The following is a 16126-nucleotide window of genomic DNA, read 5'->3' as shown; positions in this document are numbered from 1 at the left end:
GCCTTGCCTAAGTTTGACCGTGACGGAAGGGGGTCGGGTGCGCCCGGCTGAGAACACGACGGCGAGGCGCGCGGCGCCGGGCCCGGACCCGGACCCGGAGGCCGAGACGGACGCGTCCGTCGCGAGGCCCGCGTGGGCGCGGCCCCCGGTGCTGGTCGCCGGGCTCGTGGTCGTCGTGGCCGCGCTGGCCCTCATGGTGCTGGCGAGCATCGCGCTCGGGGCGCGGGCGGTGCCGTTCTCCACGGTGATCGACGCCTTCCTCGCCCCTGACGGCTCCAACGACCACACGGTCATCCGTGAGCTGCGCGTGCCGCGCACCCTGCTCGGCCTCGGCGTGGGCGCCACGCTCGGCCTGGCGGGCGCGCTCATGCAGAGCCTGACCCGCAACCCGCTCGCCGACCCCGGCCTGCTGGGCGTCAACGAGGGCGCGGCGCTCGGCGTCACGCTGGCCCTCGGGGTGTTCGGGCTCACCGACCCGGCGGTCTACGTGTGGTTCGCCTTCGGCGGGGCCGCGCTGGCCGCGGTCATGGTCTACGGCCTGGCGTCCAGCGGGCGGTCCGGGTCCGGGCCGGTCCGGCTCACGCTGGCCGGCGTCGCGCTCGGCATGGTCGCCACCGCGCTGTCGTCGGCGATCCTGCGCATGGACCAGCAGACCTTCGACCGGATGCGGTTCTGGCTGACCGGGTCGCTGGCCGGGCAGACCTCCGACGTGCTGGTCCGGCTGGCGCCGTTCATGATCGCGGGGCTGGTGCTCGGCCTGGCGCTGGCCCGGCCGCTCAACGCGCTCGCGCTGGGCGACGACGCGGGCCGCGCGCTCGGCGTCTCCATCGGCCGCACCCGCGCGCTGACCGGCGTGGCCGTCACGCTGCTGTGCGGGGCGGCGACCGCGGCGGCCGGGCCGCTGTGGTTCGTGGGGCTCATCGTGCCGCACGCGGTGCGCGCCCTGGTGGGGCCGGACCAGCGGTGGGTGCTGCCGTACTCGGCGCTGGCCGCTCCGGTGCTGCTGCTCGGGGCGGACGTGGCAGGCCGGCTCATCGCCCGGCCGGGAGAGGTGCAGGTGGGAATCGTGTGGGCGGTGATCGGCGCGCCGATCTTCATCCTGCTGGCCCGGCGCAGGCGGGTGGCCGCGCTGTGAACGTCCGCGTCGGCCCCTTTTCGGTACGGCTCGCGCCCCGCGCCCTGGTCGTGGGCGTCTGCCTGATCCTGGTCGGTTTCGGGGTCACCGTGGCCGCGCTGTCCACGGGCGAGCTGGCCGTGCCCGCGGCCGACATCGTCAAGGCGCTGTTCGGCGAGGGCACGCCCGTCGCCGAGCTCATCGTGAGCAAGCTGCGCGCCCCGCGCGTGGTGACCGGGCTGCTGGTCGGGGCGGCGTTCGGGCTGAGCGGCGCGATCTTCCAGTCGCTCACCAGGAACCCGCTCGGCAGCCCCGACTTCATCGGCTTCACCGCCGGGGCCTCGACCGGCGGCATCCTCGCGGTGATCGCGGGCGGCTCGGCCATGACGATCGCGGGCGGCGCGCTGGCCGGGTGCGTGCTGACCGCCGCCCTCGTGTACGGGCTGGCCTTCCGCGGCGGCGTGCAGGGCTACCGGCTGGTCCTCGTCGGCATCGGGGCCAACGCGCTGCTGCTCGCGGTCAACTCCTACCTGCTGACCCGGGCCAACATCAACGACGCCGCCACCGCCGGGGCCTGGCTGACCGGCAGCCTCGGCGGGCGCGGCTGGGAGCACGCGAGGCCGGTGGGGCTGGCGCTGGCCGTGCTGGTGCCGGTGTGCGTGGCCCTGTCCCGCCCGATGCGCATGCTGGAGATGGGCGACGACGCGGCCAAGGCCATGGGCATCAGGGTCGAGCCGGTGCGCGCGGTCGCGATCGCGGCCGGCGTGCTGCTGTCCGGCGTGGCGACCGCCGCGGCCGGCCCGGTCATCTTCGTCGCGCTGGCCGCGCCGCAGCTCGCCCGGCGGATCACCCGCTCCCCCGGCGTCACCTTGGGCGCCTCGGCGCTGATGGGCGCCGTGCTGCTGACCGGCGCCGACCTCGCCGCCCAGCGGCTGCTCGCGCCCACCCAGCTACCCGTCGGGGTGCTGACCGCCGCCATCGGCGGCACGTACCTCGCCCTGCTTCTGCGAAAGGACCGCCACTGATGCCCGATGTACGCCTGTCCGGCACCGGCCTCACCCTCGCCTACGACCAGCGGGTCGTGGCCACGGACCTCAGCGTGGCGATCCCCGACGAGTCCTTCACCGTGATCATCGGCCCGAACGCGTGCGGCAAGTCCACCCTGCTGCGCGCGCTGGCCCGGATGCTCAAGCCCAAGGCGGGCGCCGTCCACCTGGACGGCGGAGTGATCACCTCGCTGCCGTCGAAGGAGGTCGCGCGCCGGCTGGGGCTGCTGCCGCAGACCTCGATCGTGCCGGACGGCATCACCGTGGCCGACCTGGTGGCCCGGGGCCGCTACCCGCACCAGAAGCTCATGCGGCAGTGGTCGAAGGCCGACGAGGTGGCCGTGACCGAGGCGATGCGCGCCACGGACGTCGCCGAGCTGGCCGACCGCATCGTGGACGAGCTGTCCGGCGGGCAGCGGCAGCGGGTGTGGCTGGCCATGGCGCTGGCGCAGGAGACGCCGATCCTGCTGCTGGACGAGCCGACCACGTTCCTGGACATCTCCCACCAGATCGAGGTGCTCGACCTCTGCGCCGACCTGCACGAGGAGGGCCGCACGATGGTGGCGGTGCTGCACGACCTGAACCAGGCGTGCCGGTACGCGACCCACCTCATCGTCATGCGCGCCGGCCGGGTCGTGGCGCAGGGCGACCCCGGCGAGATCGTCACCCCCGAGCTGGTCCACGAGGTCTTCGACCTGCGCTGCGAGATCATCGTCGATCCGCAGTCGGGCACCCCGCTCATCGTGCCGGAGGCGCGCCGCCGCGTGTCCGCCCCCGCCGGCTGACCGGAGCCGGGCTTCCCTTCTGGATGGAACGTCGCGGAACGCACCAAAAGACGTGGAACGGTGCCGCCGCACGGGCGACCCTTCTGCCGACGTCCACACCATCCCAGGGGGAAGACTCATGGACCACGCCGTCGTCATCGGCGCCAGCATGGCGGGACTGCTCTCCGCCGCCGCACTGCACCGCCTGTTCGCCAAGGTCACGGTGCTCGACCGGGACACGCTGCCCGCAGCGGACGCCCATCGCAAGGGCACCGCGCAGAGCCGCCACGCCCACGGCCTGCTCTCCAGGGGCTGCGCGACCATGAACGAGCTGCTGCCCGGCATCTCGGCCGAGCTGATCGCGCGGGGCGCGCTGCCGTGCGACGCCATGAACCAGGGCCGCAACATCCACGACGGGCACCGGCTGGCCCGCGGCGCCGGCGGCGTGCTGAACGGCCTGCTGATGAGCCGGCCGCTGCTCGAAGGCCAGGTGAGACGCCGGGTCGCGGCCATGCAGGGGATCCGGGTGGCGGACGGCCGCGCGGTCACCGGCCTGCTCGCCCGTGAGGGCCGGGTCACCGGCGTACGGCTGGCCGGCGGCGAGCCGCTGCCCGCCGACCTCGTCGTGGACGCCTCCGGCCGGGGCTCGCGCACCCCGCACTGGCTCGGCGAGCTGGGCTACCGGCCGCCCCACGAGGAGCGCATGGCCCTCGACCTGCGCTACAGCACCCGCGAGTTCCGCCGCCGCCCCGGCGACCTGGACGGCGACCTGCTCGTCATCATCGGCCCCACGCCGGAACGCCCGCGGTTCGGGGTGGCGCTGGCGCTGGAGGGCGACCGCTGGATCGTCACGATGGGCGGCTACGGCGACGCCCCCGGCCCCGCCCTGCCGGAGTTCACCGCGTTCGCGGACACGCTGCCCGCCCCCGACCTGCGGCACCTGCTCGCGACCGCCGAGCCGGTCGGGGAGCCGCGGGCCTACCACACCCCGGCCGGCATCCGGCGGCGCTACGAGCGGCTGACCCGCTTCCCCGAGGGGCTGCTGGTGACCGGCGACGCCGTGTGCGCGTTCAACCCGCTCTACGGGCAGGGCATGACGGTGGCCGCCCTGGAGGCGAAGGTCCTGCTGGACGCGGAGCTGACGCCGCGGGCGTTCTTCCGCCGGATCGCGCGGATCGTGGACGCCCCCTGGGAGATCACCGTCGGCGGCGACCTGAAGCTGCCCGTGGTCGCGGGCGAGCCGTCGCCGCGGGTGCGGATGGTCAACGCCTATCTGGGGCGCTTCCTCGCCGCCGCGGCGCACGATCCCGAGCTGGCCAGGCGGTTCCTGCGGGTGGCGCATCTGTACGACCCGCCGCCGGCGCTGATGAAACCGCCCGCGCTGCTCAAAGTGCTCCGCAGCGGCGCACCACGAGCAGTGCCAGTGCCCGCGTGACCGCGCGCAGCTCGCCCAGGTCCACCTGCTCCCTGGGGGCGTGCGCGTACCGTACGTCCCCGGGGCCGTAGTGCAGGGTCGGGATGCCGCCGGCCGCGTACAGGCGCAGGTCGCTGCCGTAGGGGGCGGCCGACTCCGCCGGGCGCGCGCCGGTCACGTCGGCGACCGCCCCCGCGACCTGGCCGAGCAGCTCGTGCCCGGCCGGCAGCCGCCCGCTGGCGAACTGGCCGCCCGGCCAGGTCACCGCGGGCGGGTTGTCCCGCAGCCACGGGTGCGCGACCCCGGCGACCGCCTCCTCGAACGCCGCCCGCGCCGCCGCCGGGTCCTCGTCCAGCCGCACGCCCAGCCGGCCCTCGGCGACCAGCAGGTCGGGCACGGTGCTGGCCCAGTCGCCTGCGCGTACGACGCCGATCTCGATCGGGTAGGGCATCGGGTTGCCGCCGAACAGCTCGTGCGCGTCCCGGTTGCGCTCGGCCTCCAGCCGCCTGATCGCCTCGAACACCGGCCAGAACGCCTCGACCGCGTTGACCCCCTCGTAGCGGGTCGCCCCGTGCGCGGCCCGGCCGGCGATCTCCACCCGGAAGGTCAGCGCGCCCGCGTTCGCCGTGATGACCGCGCCGCTGGTCGGCTCGGTGATGACCGCCGCCTCGGCGGTGTGGCCGCGCGCCAGGGTGGCGAACGCGCCGAGCCCGCCGTCCTCCTCGCTGATCACGCAGTGCACCGCGAGCGGCCTGGCCAGCCGCACCCCCGCCCGGCGCACGGCCCGCGCCACGGCCAGGTTGGCGACCAGGCCGGCCTTCATGTCGCAGGCGCCCCGGCCGTACAGCACGTCGCCCTCGATCCGGGCCGAGAACGGGTCGCTGCCCGCCCACTTGGCCAGGTCGCCGGTGGGCACGACGTCCACGTGGCCCTGGAGCGCCAGCGCCGGCGGGCCCTCGCCCGGGGTCACGGCGGCGACGCCGTAGCCCTCGGAGCGCGGGGCCTCGGTGCCCGGGAAGCCGGGCCTGGCGGTCAGGCCGGGCAGGTCGAGCTTCCACACGTCCACGTCCATGCCGGCCTCGTCGAGCAGGCGGGCGAAGCGGTGCTGCAGCTCGGACTCGGCGTCGGTGCCGGTGACGCTGGGGACGCGTACGGTCTCGGCGAGCAGGCTGACGGTCTCGGCCTCGTCGATGGCGTCGAGGACCCTGGCTTCCACGTCGTGCATGGAGCACACCCTAGGGCAGTGAACCCCTCGCGGGCCTCATGGCGATACAGGTCGTGCGGACGTGGATGAGCTGGATCGCGGTGACGCCCTTCGTCCTGTGGGCGGCGGTGCGGGTGAGCGGGTTCGAGCCGGACTGGCCGTGGGTGCCGGTGGTGGCGTACACGCCGTACGCGGCCGGGGCGGCGGCGCTGGGCGGGCTGCTCGCGCTGGCGCTGCGCCGGCCGGTCGCGGTCGGGGCGGCGTTCTGGGCGCTGGTGGTGCTGGGCGCGGCGGTGCTGCCGCGCGCCCTGTCCGACGGGAACCCGGCGGCCGGCGGGCCCGCGCTGCGCGTGCTGGCCGCCAACCTGCTGGTGGGGCGGGCCGACACGGCGGAGCTGATGGGCCTGGTCCGGCGGCTGCGGCCGGACGTGCTGACCCTCCAGGAGTTCACGCCCGGCGCGATGCGGCGGCTGGAGGAGGCGGGGGTGCGCGAGGCGCTGCCGTACGCGGTGACGCGGGCCCGCGAGGGCGTCGGCGGGTCCGCCGTGTACGCCCGGCACCCCCTCACCGCCGGGCGGGCGATCTCGCTGGGCGGGTTCGGGCAGGCCAGGGCGTGGCTGCGGCATCCCGGCGGCGCCCGGGTGGAGATCGTCTCGGTGCATCCGTGCGCGCCCAAACGGTACGGCCGCCAGCCCTGCTGGGAGGATGGACTGGACGCGCTGCCGCGCGGGGGCGGCGCGCTGCGGGTGCTGGCCGGGGACTTCAACGCCACGCTCGACCATCTGCCGATGCGCGAGCTGCTGGCGTCCGGCTACCGGGACGCGGCCGACGTCATGGGCCGGGGCCTCACCGCCACCTGGCCGCAGGAGGGGTCGCGGCAGCGGCTGCCCGGGGTGGCGATCGACCACGTGCTGGCCGACGGGCGGATGGCGGTGCGCGACTTCGCGGTGCTCTCGCTCGGCCGCACCGACCACCGCCCGGTCTTCGCCGAGCTCGCCCTGCCCTGACCTTCTCCCGGAAGGCGTTCGCGGGGGCGGCTGCTCATAGACTTGAGCCGTGGAACAGCCCAAGTTCGAGATTCAGATGCTGCACGACCGGGTCATGATCAAGCTGGAGGCGGAGGCGGAGGAACGGCGCAGCGGCTCAGGCATCGTCATCCCGGCCACGGTCAAGCTGGCCAACCGGCTGGCCTGGGGCGAGGTGTGCGGCGTCGGGACGAACGTCCGCGCGGTCAAGGTCGGCGACAAGGTGCTGTTCAACCCGGAGGACCAGTTCGAGGTCGAGGTGCACGCCCAGGTCTATCTCGTGATGCGCGAGCGCGACCTGCACGCGGTGGCCACCCAGGAGACCGACCACGGCACCGGCCTCTACCTCTGATCCGGAGCTCAGACGAAGCGCTGGGCCAGCTCGATCACGTCGACGCCGATCGTGCGCAGCCCGAAGTAGACGATCACGGCGGCCGAGGCCACGGTGACGAGCAGCACGACGATGCGGACGGTCCAGCCCTGACGCTTGTACCACTGCGTCCAGGCGTGCAGCGTGCGCTTGCCGAACTCCAGCACCTTGTGCGCCCAGTGGAACTCCGTGGCCAGCACGGCGAGGCCCGCGAAGACCACGAGCCAGCCGGGGCCGGGGAAGGGCACCATGATGAGCCCGCCCACGACCATGATCGTCCCGATGACGCCGACCACGATCTTCAGCGTCATCGCGCCGGTGCGGGTGGCGCGGATGCCGTCCAGCCAGCCGTGCAGGCCGCCGCGGCGTTCGGGCATGTCGGAACGGGCGGCGGCCGCGTCCTTGATCACGTCGGCTTCGCCGGTGTCGGTGTTCTGGGTCGGCACAGATTCCCCCGGGCAGTCGGTCTGCCATTCAGGATACGGGTCCGGCGCCGTGATTCACTTGCAAGCGACTAGCAGCGCACTAAACACGACAAACCGTAAAATTTCCGGCTTGATCCCGCCGCTGAACAGCTTCTTCCGGCAAATATCGGTTAATGTCTCCTATGCCCGAAGTCCTGCTCCGAACCGTCACCGGCCCCGTACGAGCCGCGGCCGTCACCGGCGCCGTACTCCCCCACGAGCACCTGCGCAACGACCTGCGCTGGGGCGTGGGCGTCGACTCCGACCCGCACCGCTGGCTCGACGAGGAGCAGGCAGTCACCGCCGAGCTGCGCGAGCTGCGCCAGTCCGACGAGCTCGGGCTCGTGGTGGACCTGACCTGCATGGGCATGGGCCGCGACGCCGCGTCCCTGGCCCGCGTCGCGGCGGGCGCCCGGGTGCCGGTCATCGCCTCGACCGGGCTGTTCGCCGAGCCGTTCGCGGGCGTACGCGAGGAAGGCGTCGAGGAGCTCACCCGGCGGCTCATGCACGAGATCTCCAGCGGCCTCGACGGCACCGGCGTCTTCCCCGGCGTCATCGGCGAGATCGGCTCCTGGGGCCCCGAGCCGACGCCGCGCGAGGAGCGGTGCCTGATCGCCGCCGCCCACGCCGCCCTCCAGTCCCGGCTGCCCGTCGCCACGCACGGGCGCAACGCCCCGGCCCTGCTGGAGATCCTGCTCGGCCGCGGCCTGCCGGCGGCGCGGGTGGCCGTCGGCTACGCGGGCACCGACCTGGGCGCCGTCCGCAAGATCGCCGAAGCGGGCGCGTACGTGAGCCTCGCCGCCCTCGGCCTCGGCGCCGACCAGGCGGCCAGGATCGCGCTCGCCCTCATCGAGGACGGCCACGCCGAGCGCCTGCTGCTCAGCACGGGCCTCAGCCGGGTCGCCCAGCTCAGCAAGTACGACGGCCACGGGTACGCCCACCTGTTCCACGCCCTGCTGCCGCGCCTGCGCGAGGCGGGCACCGCCGAGGACACGATCCGCCTCATCACCCGCGACAACCCCCTCCGCTGGCTGACCTCCGGCTCCGCCTGACCGCGCTCACGCCCTCAGCGCGAACAGCAGGAACTGGGCCCGGTGGGAAAGGCCGCGGTAGGCGTCGGGGGCGATCTCGGCCGCCTCGGGCAGGGGGTCGGGCTCGACGATGTCCTCGACCGCGAGCCCCGCGTCCCGGAACGCCGCCAGCATGGCCCGCAGCGGACGGTGCCAGAACCGCATGGCCATCGTCCGGCCGCCGCGCTCCCAGGCGTCCGTGTACGCGTACGTGCCGAGGTAGTCGTCGCTGCCGCTGATCCGCATGTCCATGAAGGGGTGGTGGGTGGACAGCACCACCCGGCCGCCGGGCGCGAGCACCCTGGCGAACTCGCGCAAGGTCGGCTCCCACTCCTCCAGGTAGTGCATGACCAGCGATGACAGCACCAGGTCGAACGCGCCGCCAGGGAAGGGGAGCGGGCGGCTCAGGTCGGCCTGGAGCAGGGGCACACCGGGGCCCAGCCGCTCGCGCGCGAGGGCGAGCAGGCCGGCGCTGAGGTCGACGCCCGTGACGGCGGCGCCACGGGCGATCAGCTCGGCGGCGTGCGCCCCCGCCCCGCAGCCGGCGTCCAGCACGCGCAGCCCGGCGACCTCGCCGGCCAGGGACAGGATCGCCGGGCGTTCGTAGAGGTCGTTGTAGGGGCTGATCTCGTTGTCGCGCGCGTACGAACGGGCGAACCCGTCGTAGTCGTTGTACTTCACCTTTGCGTCCGTCACGTCGTAGAAGCTATCCAGGGCGGCTTCGGTCGCGTCGCGGGCCATTAGGATCTGGGCTACGCGAGCCTCGGGCCGGGTGGGGGATGGAGACTGAGCACACGCACGGGAACGTGCACCAGCGCGGCGGCGGGCGGCTGCGGGGGCCGTTGTCCGCGCTGACGCGGTTGCGGCGGGCGGGTGACATCCCGGTCGTCGTGATGCTGGCGTGGGCGGGCTGGCTGGCGGTTCCCTGGTCCTTCTCCGGCCTCGCCCAGGCCAGAGCGGCGGCCGCCGCTGCCGCCGCCGACGCCGAGCCGCCCCGGCTAGAGGCCCTCGCCACCGACGCCCAGCCGGCCAGGCCGGAAGTCCTCGCCACCGGCACCGCTCCCCTGTCCATCGGCGTCGCGCGGGCCGCGTGGGGGCTTCCCGCCGTCTCCGCCCCGCAGCTCCCGACCGTGCGTCCGGCGAGTGCTCCGGCTGAGGCCTCTGCTGAGGCCACGGCTGAGGCCGCGGTCCTGCCACACCCGGCCGCCCTGGCCGAGCAGGCGATCGCGGCCGAGCGGGCGCGGATCGCCGGGGAGGTGCATGATGCCGCCGGGCACGGCCTGGCGGCGATCGCCATGCAGGCCGGGCTCGCGCTCGTGACCCTCGACGACGACCCCGAGCAGACGCGGGCGTCCCTGCGGGCGATCAAGGAGACGAGCACGGCCGCGCTGGCCCAGCTCCGCGCCGCGCTCGACGGCATCGACCCGCCCGCGGGCGACCTGGCGGCCCTGATCGACGGCGTACGCGCCGCGGGCCTGCCGGTGGACGTCGAGCCCGCAGGCCTCCCCGTCCCCCCGCAGCTCCGCGACACCGTCTACCGGGTGGTCCGCGAGTCCCTCACCAACGTGCTGCGCCACGCGGGCCCGACCCGCGCCCTGGTCCGGATGACCGACGCCCCCACCGCGTACGTCCTGGAGATCGCCGACCGCGGCCCCGGCGCCGGGCAGGCCGCCGAGGGGCGCGGCCTGCGGGGCATGCGCGCCCGCGTCACCGAGGCGGGCGGCCACTTCGCCGCGGGCCCGCGCGAGGGCGGCGGCTTCCAGGTGACCGCCCGCTTCCCCCACCCGCCGGATCGGGGACAGGCATGACCGAGCACGGACCGGGCGTCGCGGACATCCGGGTCGCGATCGCCGACGATCAGGCCGTCGTCCGGATGGGCCTGCGGGCGCTCCTGGAGCGGGAGCCGGGCATGGGGTGCGTCGGCGAGGCCGTGGACGGCGCGGCGGCCCTGGCCCTGGTCCGCAGGACGCGCCCCGACGTGCTGCTGCTCGACGTCCGCATGCCCGGCATGGACGGCCTGGCCGCGCTCCGGGCGATGGCGGAGGACCCGGAGCTGCGCGGCACCAGGATCGTGGTCGTCACGACGTTCGCCGTCGACGAGTACGTCTTCGCCGCACTCCAGGCCGGCGCCAGCGGCTTCGTGCTCAAGGACAGCGCCCCCGACGAGCTGGTCAACGCCGTGCGGGTGGTCGCCGCCGGGGAGGCGCTGCTGTCCCCGGCGATCACCAGGAAGGTCATCGGCCTGTTCGGCCGGCACGGCACGGAGCCGGTCGAGGGCATCGCCACGCTCACCCCGCGCGAGCGCGAGCTGGCGGCCTGGGTGGCGACCGGCCGGTCGAACGAGGAGATCGCGAAGGAGCTGGTGATCAGCCCCGACACGGTCCGCACCCACGTCAGCCGGGCCATGGTGAAGCTGCGCGCCCGTGACCGGGCGCAGCTCGTCGTGTTCGCGATGCGCGCCGGGCTCACGCTGCCGCCGGCTTGACCGGCTTGACCGGCTTGCGCAGGAACCCCTCGTAGTCGCGCTGCTGGAGCTGGGCCTCGATCTGCTTGACGGTCTCCAGCCCGACCCCGACCATGATCAGCACGCTGGTCCCGCCGAACGGGAAGTTCTGCTGCGTGCCGGGGTCCCGCAGGATCGCGAACGCCACCAGCGGCAGCAGCGCGAGCACCGCCAGGTAGACGGCCCCGGGCGCGGTCAGCCGGGACAGCACGTACGCCAGGTGCCGCGCCGTGGGCTTCCCCGGCCGCAGCCCCGGCACGAACCCGCCGTGCCGCCGGATGCCGTCGGCCACCTCGTCCGGGTTGAAGGTGATCGACACGTAGAAGTAGGCGAAGGCGGCGACGAGCAGCGCGTACACGCTCATGTAGAGCGGGTGCGCCCCTGCGGCGAGGTTGCGCTCCACCCACCCCTGCGCCCCGTCGCCGAGCAGCGGCGCCGCCAGCGCGGGCAGGTAGAGCAGCGACGAGGTGAAGATGACCGGGACGATCCCCGCCTGGTTGACCTTGAGCGGGATGTAGGAGCCGCCCCCGCCGTACGCCCGCCGCCCCACCGGCCGCGCGTACCGGATGGGGACCCGGCGCTGCGCCTGCTCGACGAAGATCACGGCCGCCACCAGGAGCAGCCCGGCCACCACCATCACCACGGCCCCGGCCGGCGTCAGCACGAAGATCTTCGACATGTACCCGGGGAAGACGGCCACGACCTGCGTGAACATCAGCAGCGACATGCCGTTCCCGACTCCCCGGCCGGTGATCAGCTCGCCCAGCCACATGACCACGCACGCCCCGGCCACCATGGTCACGACGATGACGGCCGACGGCAGCAGCCCGTCGTCCCGCAGCAGCGGCCGCGGGCAGCCGGGCAGGAGCCCGCCGCCGCGGGCGAGCGCGACGACCGTGCCGGCGTTCAGCACGGCGAGGGCGACGGTCAGGTAGCGGGTGTACTGGGTGATCCTCGCCTGCCCGTTCTGCCCCTCCTTCCTGAGCGCTTCCAATCGCGGCACCACCACGGCGAGCAGTTGCATGACGATGCTGGCGGTGACGTACGGCATGACGCCGAGCGCGAACACCGACAGCTGCAGCATCGCGCCCCCGCTGAGCATCTGCGCCAGGTCGAACAGCCCCCCGGAGGCCGACCCGACGCACGCGCGCACCACCGCCACGTCCACCCCGGGCGCGGGCAGCACCTGCCCCAGCCGGAACAGCGCGACGATCGCGAGCGTGAACAGCAGCTTCCTGCGCAGCTCCGGAATCCGGAACGCCCTGGCGAAGACGGTCAGCATGGTCACCGAGTCTGTCCGCCGCGCCGGGGCCGGGTCGTCCGCCGTGACGAGGCTCCGGCGTACGCGAATCCGCGTATCCCGTAGGTTGATCCCCATGAGCGCGGTGTGGGTGATCAGCGGGCCGCCGGGCGCGGGCAAGTCCACGGTGGCCGCCGAGCTGCTCGCCCGCCTGTCCCCCGTGCCCGCCCTGCTCGACAAGGACACCGTCTACGGCGACTTCGTGGCCGAGGTCCTGCGCGCGCACGGCCGTCCCGGCGGCGAGCGCGAGGGCCCCTGGTACGACGAGCACGTCAAGCGCTTCGAGTACGCCGGCCTGACCCGGCTGGCCCGCCAGATCCGCGGCCACGGCTGCCCGGTGCTGCTCGACGGCCCGTTCACCACGCAGGTGCACGACGCGGAGCGGTGGGCGGAGTGGGTGGCGGAGCTGGGCGGCGCGCCGGTGCGGCTGCTGTGGGTGCGCTCCGACGGCCCGACGCTGCGCGCCCGCCTCACGGCCCGCGGCCACGCCAGGGACGCGGGCAAGCTGGCGGACTTCGCCCGCTACCTGCGCGACATCCGCGTGGACGAGCCGCCGGTGGTGCCACACCTGGAGATCGACAACCGGCCCGGCGCGCGGCCGGTCGCCGACCAGCTCACCGCGGCGGGCATCCCTCAGCCCACGCGGTAGTCGTCGTCCCGCGCGTCCAGGATCGCCATGTGGCCCGGCAGGTGGCCGATCGCGTACTCGACGCCGCTCGCCATGACCGCCGCCTGCGGCGTCACCCCGCACGCCCAGAACAGCGGCACCTCACCCTCGCGTACCACGGCCGGGTCGCCGAAGTCCGGCCGGGCGAGGTCGCCGATGCCGAGCCCGGCGGGGTCGCCCACGTGCACGGGCGCGCCGTGCACGCGCGGGTAGCGGCCGCTCACCTCGACGGCGGTCCCGACCAGCTCCCCGGGCACCGGCCGCATCGACACCACCAGCGGCCCCGACAGGCGGCCGGCCGACCGGCAGGGGACGTTCGTGACGTACATCGGCACGTTCGTCCCCAGCTCCAGATGCCGTACGGGCACCCCCGCCGCGAGCAGCGCCCGCTCGAACGTGAAACTGCACCCGATGAGGAACGGCACCAGGTCCTCGCGCCACTCGGCCGTCACCGCGCCGAGGTCGGCGACCGGCCGCCCGTCGCGGTAGAGCCGGTAGCCCGGCAGGTCGGTACGCAGGTCGCCGCCGAACAGCGCGGTCGACCACGCGCCCGGCTCCCCCACGTCGAGCACCGGGCAGGCGCGCGGGTTGTGGTGGGCGAACAGCAGCAGGTCGTAACGGAGCGCCGCCGGCACGGCGATGAGGTTGGCCTGCGTCCAGCCCCGGCACCAGCCGGCGGTGGGCGCCCGCTCGCCGGCGCGGAAGCGCTCCCGCGCCCGCGCGGGGCTCAGTTCGGCGACGTCCTCCACCCTTCGACAGTAGGTCGGCCCTGGTCATGTGGTCCACCGCGCGGACGGGCGTGAGTGCCGTGCTTTCCGGGGTAGCGGGTCTCGCCGTGCGGCTCGATGTGAACCTCCTCGACTATGTGCTCATCGCCCTCTACTTCGTGACCGTGCTCGCCATCGGCATCGCGGCCCGCAAACGGATCAGCTCCAGCCTGGACTTCTTCCTGGCCGGGCGCGGCCTGCCGGCGTGGATCACCGGCCTCGCCTTCGTCTCGGCCAACCTGGGCGCGATCGAGATCCTGGGCATGGCGGCCAACGGCGCCCAGTACGGCGCGATGACCGTGCACTACTACTGGATCGGCGCGGTCCCGGCGATGGTGTTCCTCGGCATCGTGATGATGCCCTTCTACTACCGCTCCAAGGTGCGGAGCGTCCCCGAGTTCCTGCGCAGGCGGTTCAACGGCGCGACGCAGCTGCTGAACGCGATCACGTTCGCGGTGGCGCAGATCCTCATCGCCGGGGTGAACCTGTACGCGCTGGCGCTGGTGATGGAGCTGCTGCTGGGCTGGCCGCTGCCGGTGTCGGTGGTGGTGTCGGCGGTGATCGTGCTGTCGTACATCACCCTGGGCGGTCTCTCCTCGGCCATCTACAACGAGGTGCTGCAGTTCTTCGTCATCCTCGCCGGGCTGATCCCCCTGACCGTGCTCGGCCTGATCAAGGTGGGCGGGTTCAGCGGCCTGGCCGACAAGATCCGCCAGGGCCCGCTAGGCGAGCCCGGCCTGCACACCTGGGCCGACACCGCGGGCCAGAACCCGATGCAGGCGCACTGGATCGGCATCGTGTTCGGGCTCGGCTTCGTGCTGTCGTTCGGCTACTGGACGACGAACTTCGCCGAGATCCAGCGGGCCCTGTCGGCCAGGAACACGAACGCGGCCCGGCTGACGCCGATCGTGGCCGCGTTCCCGAAGATCTTCATCCCGCTGGTGACGGTGCTGCCCGGCATGATCGCGCTGGTGCTCTTCAGCGACCTCGGCAAGGGGCAGGCGTACAACTACTCGATCCCGCTGCTCATGCGGGACCTGCTGCCGAACGGCGTGCTCGGGATCGCGGTGACCGGGCTGCTGGCCTCGTTCATGGCGGGCATGGCGGCCAACATCAGCGGCTTCAACACCGTCTTCGCCAACGACATCTGGGCGGCGCACGTCCGTCCCGGCCGCGACGACCGGCACTACCTCAAGGTGGGCAGGATCGCGACGGTGGCCGGCGTCGCGCTCGGCGTCGGGACGGCGTTCATCGCGGCCGGTTACTCCAACATCATGAACTACCTGCAGGCGCTGTTCTCGTTCTTCAACGCGCCGCTGTTCGCCACGTTCGTGGTCGGCCTGTTCTGGCGGCGGATGACGCCGTGGGCCGGTTTCTGGGGGTTGCTGTCCGGGACGCTGGCCGCGTTCGCGTCGTACGTGCTCTACAAGGCCGGGGTGATCGACTTCGGCACCGAGCTGAACGCCAGCTTCTGGGGCGCGGGCATCGCCTTCGCCGTGGACGTGCTGGTGTCCGTGGTGGTCACGCTGGTCACCACGCAGAAACCGGAGGAGGAGCTGCGCGGGCTCGTATGGGGGCTCAGCGCGGTGGACCTGGAGGACGACGCGCTGGCCGGTGACCGCAAGTGGTACCGGTCGCCGGTCGTGCTGGGCGTGGGCGCGGTCGTGCTGGCCGCCGTGATGTACGGGGTGATTCTGTGAGCGACATCCGCATGGTGATCGGCGGGCTGTTCCTGGTCTACGGCGTGATCCTGATCGTCGCCGGCGTGGTGGGCGAGGCGGTGAACCTCTGGACCGGGCTGGCCATGGCCGTCTTCGGCGGGCTGTTCGTGGCCTGGGCCCGGGCCCGCCGCATCTGAACGGGCCCGGGCCTCTCGCTTTCCGTTGATGTCAGTACTCGACCTCGAAGGTGTGGGGTCCCAGCCCGTACCCGTCGCCCCGGGGGACGACGTACCCCTCCTCGATGAGCGTCGCCAGGCTCGCCCGCAGCTCGTCCTCCTCCAGGCCGGAGGTGTGCACCAGCGTGTCGAGCCCGGCGCCGCCCGTCTCGACCGCGAGGGAGGCGACGGCCTCGTACACGTGGATGTCGACGTCGGACAGCTCCTGGACGTCGTGGCCCTCGGTCATGATCGCTGCCTCGCCCCCTCGCGCAGCCGCTCGGGATCCACCTCCCGGTCCGGGTACCTGCGCAGGTACTCGGACTCCAGCTCGTTCGTACGGGAGGTGTGGTGGGACAGGGCGTCGTCGGAGCCGTGGAAGAACGTGTCGCTCCGGGTGGTGTGGAGCTGGCGCAGCTCGCGGATCAGGTCGTCGTCGCTGAGCTGGGCCGGATCTATTCCCATCGTCGTCATGGGGTCCCCTCTACCCCGGAGTCCTCCGACAATATCTGTCACAATTCCTGACATTTAGGCATTGTCTG

Annotated in this window: 19 protein-coding genes; 12 read left to right on the top strand and 7 right to left on the bottom strand. The window is 73.7% G+C overall.

Annotated features, from left to right (window positions below; all coding sequences use genetic code 11):
* Positions 1-37 precede the first annotated feature (37 nt).
* The 4 genes from AC27IY_RS24600 to AC27IY_RS24585 all read left to right on the top strand — a co-directional run bounded on the left by AC27IY_RS24600 (position 38) and on the right by AC27IY_RS24585 (position 4359).
* Positions 38-1135 carry a FecCD family ABC transporter permease gene (locus tag AC27IY_RS24600; RefSeq protein WP_487179296.1) on the top strand — a complete coding sequence of 366 codons (1098 nt, stop codon included), beginning with the start codon at positions 38-40 and terminating at the stop codon, positions 1133-1135.
* On the top strand, positions 1132-2139 hold the full coding sequence (locus AC27IY_RS24595; RefSeq protein WP_344214362.1) for a FecCD family ABC transporter permease: 1008 nt from the start codon (positions 1132-1134) through the stop codon (positions 2137-2139). Before AC27IY_RS24600 ends, AC27IY_RS24595 begins: the two co-directional genes overlap by 4 nt.
* Positions 2139-2945 (top strand): ABC transporter ATP-binding protein, encoded by an 807-nt coding sequence (locus tag AC27IY_RS24590; RefSeq protein WP_344214360.1) that lies wholly within the window; start codon positions 2139-2141, stop codon positions 2943-2945. The genes AC27IY_RS24595 and AC27IY_RS24590 overlap by 1 nt, the downstream gene beginning before the upstream one ends.
* Before the next feature lie 118 nt (positions 2946-3063).
* Positions 3064-4359 (top strand): FAD-dependent oxidoreductase, encoded by a 1296-nt coding sequence (locus AC27IY_RS24585; RefSeq protein WP_487179295.1) that lies wholly within the window; start codon positions 3064-3066, stop codon positions 4357-4359.
* On the opposite strand, the gene AC27IY_RS24580 is transcribed toward AC27IY_RS24585, so the two are convergent.
* Positions 4310-5563, bottom strand: a complete 1254-nt coding sequence (locus AC27IY_RS24580) for an ArgE/DapE family deacylase (RefSeq protein ID WP_487179294.1) — start codon at positions 5561-5563, stop codon at positions 4310-4312. The genes AC27IY_RS24585 and AC27IY_RS24580 overlap by 50 nt on opposite strands.
* Positions 5564-5601: 38 nt before the next feature.
* Between AC27IY_RS24580 and AC27IY_RS24575 the strand changes: the two genes are divergently transcribed.
* Together AC27IY_RS24575 and AC27IY_RS24570 are read left to right on the top strand one after the other, a co-directional pair.
* On the top strand, positions 5602-6549 hold the full coding sequence (locus tag AC27IY_RS24575; RefSeq protein ID WP_487179293.1) for an endonuclease/exonuclease/phosphatase family protein: 948 nt from the start codon (positions 5602-5604) through the stop codon (positions 6547-6549).
* 49 nt (positions 6550-6598) lie between these two features.
* Positions 6599-6919: a GroES family chaperonin gene (locus AC27IY_RS24570; RefSeq protein ID WP_020544392.1), complete on the top strand. Its 321-nt coding sequence runs from the start codon at positions 6599-6601 to the stop codon at positions 6917-6919.
* Between the two features lie 8 nt (positions 6920-6927).
* Here AC27IY_RS24570 and AC27IY_RS24565 read toward each other — a convergent pair whose 3' ends face one another.
* Complete coding sequence (locus AC27IY_RS24565) at positions 6928-7383, bottom strand: TIGR02611 family protein (RefSeq protein WP_423472679.1); 456 nt, start codon at positions 7381-7383, stop codon at positions 6928-6930.
* A 161-nt stretch (positions 7384-7544) separates the two neighbouring features.
* Between AC27IY_RS24565 and AC27IY_RS24560 the strand changes: the two genes are divergently transcribed.
* Complete coding sequence (locus AC27IY_RS24560) at positions 7545-8453, top strand: phosphotriesterase family protein (protein ID WP_487179292.1); 909 nt, start codon at positions 7545-7547, stop codon at positions 8451-8453.
* A gap of 6 nt (positions 8454-8459) precedes the next feature.
* Here the strand turns inward: AC27IY_RS24560 and AC27IY_RS24555 are convergent, their stop codons facing one another.
* Positions 8460-9167, bottom strand: coding sequence for a class I SAM-dependent methyltransferase (locus tag AC27IY_RS24555; protein WP_487179291.1), 708 nt, complete (start codon positions 9165-9167; stop codon positions 8460-8462).
* Between the two features lie 83 nt (positions 9168-9250).
* On the opposite strand from AC27IY_RS24555, the gene AC27IY_RS24550 reads away from it, so the two are divergent.
* Positions 9251-10279, top strand: a complete 1029-nt coding sequence (locus AC27IY_RS24550; RefSeq protein WP_487179290.1) for a sensor histidine kinase — start codon at positions 9251-9253, stop codon at positions 10277-10279.
* Positions 10276-10956, top strand: a complete 681-nt coding sequence (locus AC27IY_RS24545; RefSeq protein WP_487179289.1) for a response regulator — start codon at positions 10276-10278, stop codon at positions 10954-10956. The genes AC27IY_RS24550 and AC27IY_RS24545 overlap by 4 nt, the downstream gene beginning before the upstream one ends.
* Here the strand turns inward: AC27IY_RS24545 and secY are convergent.
* Entirely contained in the window at positions 10937-12256 is a 1320-nt protein-coding gene (gene secY / locus AC27IY_RS24540; RefSeq protein ID WP_423444573.1) for a preprotein translocase subunit SecY, read from the bottom strand. The genes AC27IY_RS24545 and secY overlap by 20 nt on opposite strands.
* Positions 12257-12350: 94 nt before the next feature.
* On the opposite strand from secY, the gene AC27IY_RS24535 reads away from it, so the two are divergent.
* A complete protein-coding gene (locus tag AC27IY_RS24535) occupies positions 12351-12923 on the top strand; it encodes a P-loop nucleotide/nucleoside kinase family protein (protein ID WP_423444575.1) in 573 nt (190 codons plus the stop codon).
* Here AC27IY_RS24535 and AC27IY_RS24530 read toward each other — a convergent pair.
* Entirely contained in the window at positions 12908-13690 is a 783-nt protein-coding gene (locus tag AC27IY_RS24530; RefSeq protein WP_423444577.1) for a putative hydro-lyase, read from the bottom strand. The genes AC27IY_RS24535 and AC27IY_RS24530 overlap by 16 nt on opposite strands.
* 86 nt (positions 13691-13776) lie before the next feature.
* On the opposite strand from AC27IY_RS24530, the gene AC27IY_RS24525 reads away from it, so the two are divergent.
* The gene (locus AC27IY_RS24525) at positions 13777-15408 is read left to right on the top strand and encodes a sodium:solute symporter family protein (protein WP_344214336.1); all 1632 of its coding nucleotides are present in this window, start codon (positions 13777-13779) and stop codon (positions 15406-15408) included.
* Complete coding sequence (locus tag AC27IY_RS24520) at positions 15405-15566, top strand: hypothetical protein (RefSeq protein WP_177240431.1); 162 nt, start codon at positions 15405-15407, stop codon at positions 15564-15566. The genes AC27IY_RS24525 and AC27IY_RS24520 overlap by 4 nt, the downstream gene beginning before the upstream one ends.
* Before the next feature lie 31 nt (positions 15567-15597).
* Here AC27IY_RS24520 and AC27IY_RS24515 read toward each other — a convergent pair whose 3' ends face one another.
* Positions 15598-15834 (bottom strand): hypothetical protein, encoded by a 237-nt coding sequence (locus tag AC27IY_RS24515; protein WP_344214332.1) that lies wholly within the window; start codon positions 15832-15834, stop codon positions 15598-15600.
* Complete coding sequence (locus AC27IY_RS24510; protein WP_344214330.1) at positions 15831-16058, bottom strand: DUF6158 family protein; 228 nt, start codon at positions 16056-16058, stop codon at positions 15831-15833. The genes AC27IY_RS24515 and AC27IY_RS24510 overlap by 4 nt, the downstream gene beginning before the upstream one ends.
* Positions 16059-16126: the final 68 nt, after the last annotated feature.

The organism is Nonomuraea sp. B208 (genome assembly GCF_057536035.1).
The sequence above is the reverse complement of the archived record's forward strand: the minus strand, read 5'-3'. Positions and strand labels throughout refer to the sequence as shown.

What these genes read in the sequence shown, in the direction of transcription:
- AC27IY_RS24590 (WP_344214360.1), top strand. Translation starts at nt 2,139, where the DNA reads ATGCCCGATGTACGCCTGTCCGGCACCGGCCTCACCCTCGCCTACGAC.
- AC27IY_RS24585 (WP_487179295.1), top strand. Translation starts at nt 3,064, where the DNA reads ATGGACCACGCCGTCGTCATCGGCGCCAGCATGGCGGGACTGCTCTCC.
- AC27IY_RS24580 (WP_487179294.1), bottom strand. Translation starts at nt 5,563, where the DNA reads ATGCACGACGTGGAAGCCAGGGTCCTCGACGCCATCGACGAGGCCGAG.
- AC27IY_RS24575 (WP_487179293.1), top strand. Translation starts at nt 5,602, where the DNA reads ATGGCGATACAGGTCGTGCGGACGTGGATGAGCTGGATCGCGGTGACG.
- AC27IY_RS24560 (WP_487179292.1), top strand. Translation starts at nt 7,545, where the DNA reads ATGCCCGAAGTCCTGCTCCGAACCGTCACCGGCCCCGTACGAGCCGCG.
- AC27IY_RS24550 (WP_487179290.1), top strand. Translation starts at nt 9,251, where the DNA reads ATGGAGACTGAGCACACGCACGGGAACGTGCACCAGCGCGGCGGCGGG.
- AC27IY_RS24545 (WP_487179289.1), top strand. Translation starts at nt 10,276, where the DNA reads ATGACCGAGCACGGACCGGGCGTCGCGGACATCCGGGTCGCGATCGCC.
- secY (WP_423444573.1), bottom strand. Translation starts at nt 12,256, where the DNA reads ATGCTGACCGTCTTCGCCAGGGCGTTCCGGATTCCGGAGCTGCGCAGG.
- AC27IY_RS24535 (WP_423444575.1), top strand. Translation starts at nt 12,351, where the DNA reads ATGAGCGCGGTGTGGGTGATCAGCGGGCCGCCGGGCGCGGGCAAGTCC.
- AC27IY_RS24515 (WP_344214332.1), bottom strand. Translation starts at nt 15,834, where the DNA reads ATGACCGAGGGCCACGACGTCCAGGAGCTGTCCGACGTCGACATCCAC.
- AC27IY_RS24510 (WP_344214330.1), bottom strand. Translation starts at nt 16,058, where the DNA reads ATGACGACGATGGGAATAGATCCGGCCCAGCTCAGCGACGACGACCTG.